This window comes from Pricia sp., from assembly GCF_041745955.1.
GTDB lineage: Bacteria > Bacteroidota > Bacteroidia > Flavobacteriales > Flavobacteriaceae > Pricia.
Map to the genome: position 1 here is coordinate 1 of NZ_JBGTHY010000256.1, position 1980 is coordinate 1980.

1 protein-coding gene and 2 pseudogenes are annotated in these 1980 nt (G+C 45.1%); all 3 read right to left on the reverse strand.

Annotated features, from left to right (window positions below):
* Positions 1-455 (reverse strand): annotated as a pseudogene (gene eno, locus ACEW8S_RS09145) (phosphopyruvate hydratase); the annotation flags it as partial.
* An 18-nt stretch (positions 456-473) separates the two neighbouring features.
* Positions 474-1460, reverse strand: coding sequence for a phosphotransferase family protein (locus tag ACEW8S_RS09150; RefSeq protein ID WP_373517851.1), 987 nt, complete (start codon positions 1458-1460; stop codon positions 474-476).
* A gap of 92 nt (positions 1461-1552) precedes the next feature.
* Positions 1553-1972 (reverse strand): annotated as a pseudogene (locus ACEW8S_RS09155) (lactonase family protein).
* Positions 1973-1980 lie beyond the last annotated feature (8 nt).

The following is a 1980-nucleotide window of genomic DNA, read 5'->3' on the forward strand; positions in this document are numbered from 1 at the left end:
CCGCCACCAAGAATTTGAATTTCGTTCAAGGGAATCAAATTGCCTTTTCCCTCGCCCAAATATTCATACAGGGGAACACCTTTTGCGTTCGCGGCAGCGGTTGCCACGGCCATCGATACGCCAAGAATGGCATTGGCACCCCAACGCGATTTATTTTCGGTAGCATCCAGTTCGATCATTTTCCTATCAATCTGGTTTTGGCCAAATACCGATTCGCCGATCAGTGCGGAAGCTATGTCTGTTTTTACGTTGGATATCGCCTTGAACACCGATTTTCCCTTAAATGAATCCTTGTCGTTATCCCTTAGTTCCAGGGCCTCAAATTGTCCGGTAGAAGCACCCGAGGGGACCAATCCATACCCTTTTGTGCCGTTCTCCAATATAACTTCGACCTCTAGGGTGGGATATCCCCTCGAATCGTAGATCTGATACGCATCTATTTCTTTGATTTTCATAACTTTTCAATATCAATATTATAATTGAACGGTTTCCAACCAACTTGCGTTTACTGCTTCATAGGATATGTTGTTAGGCAGCTCTTCATACACAAAATTCCGAACTTTTTGCTTTTGTGTGGCATTAAAATATTCAACGGGCGATTTACCATCAACACGCGCCAGCATCAATAGGAGAAGCAACTTGACCAATCTTTTTTCAAAGGATGCATCGACCAAGTTTTTAGCGTGTATTCTGTAAGCCTCAAATGCCGTTGAGGACAAGTTCACAAATTCATCCGCTTTTTGGGGCAGGTAGAGGGCTTTCAGCATAAAATGATTTAACAGGAAGGCCACATCGAAAACCGGATCTCCGTACCAAGCAGCCTCACAGTCCAGTATTACAAGGCGTTCCGGACTTACCAATATATTCTTAGGGCTAAAATCCCCATGGACCAAGCATTGTTTTACGGTTGCCAACCGTTCTACTTCCCGATTAAAATACAAGGCCAAAGCGGGATGCTGCTCCCCGGTATGGATCAAATAGGGTTCGATACGTAATTCTTGAAAATTGGCCAGCGTATCGAATTGATCTTCCACCGCTCTGTCCCCCCCCGATTTATTATGGATAACCCCTAGGATTTTACCGGCAGCTTTGGCATAGGCCGAATGAATTTTTCCTTCTAGCATCTGGCCTTTCCAGTTGGTCAATCCATTTTCAAGCATTTCCATGCAAAAAAAATGATGCTCTTCATTACTGTACAAGATATTCGGTACTGCTTCAGGCAAAAAGACGGACACATATTTTAGATAGCGTTGTTCAATCTGATTGCGTTTTACGTCGGCAAACCAATCGGCTTTCACTTTCAGCTTTGGCAAGGCCCGTTTTAGAACAAAACGGTTGACGCCATCATCCAATAAGAATAGCTCAGAGGACACTCCGCCGCTTAACGGGCTCACACTTACGTTGGATGACCTTAGCAAACCCTTTTTTACAAGATGGGCGATCAGTTCGTTTTGGTCCATAGTACGTTTTCCGTTCGGATTTTTGATTGAGGCCTGTTAAAGTGAACTCGATCTAAACGATTCCAACATACAAACTTCATGTTGATACCACCCTAAAAAATCACACAGACCGGTGACCCGCACTTTAGTGCCGCTCCGATATTTCCGGTAGGCAATCCGGTTCTTTTATCCAGTTCAAAAGATAATACGCAGTTGCCATACTGATTGGCGACAACCAGCCATTTTCCACTGGGATCGATGTTGAAATCCCGCGGCTCATCCCCTTGGGTCGCAAATCTGGTTTTAAAAGTGGGCAGCCCTGTTTGTGCGTCCATGCTAAATGCGGCAATACTGTTGTGGTTCCGATTTGAAACATATAGTGTTTTTCCCGAGGGATGCTAGCGTATGGCCGCAGCCGAGGGAACTTCATTGTAATCGTCGGGAAGCGTTGGGCTATCATTTACCAATGTCAGCATTCCGGTCGAATCGTCCAAGGTGTATGTGAGCAGGTGCGCATTCAATTCACAGATCAGGTAGACCA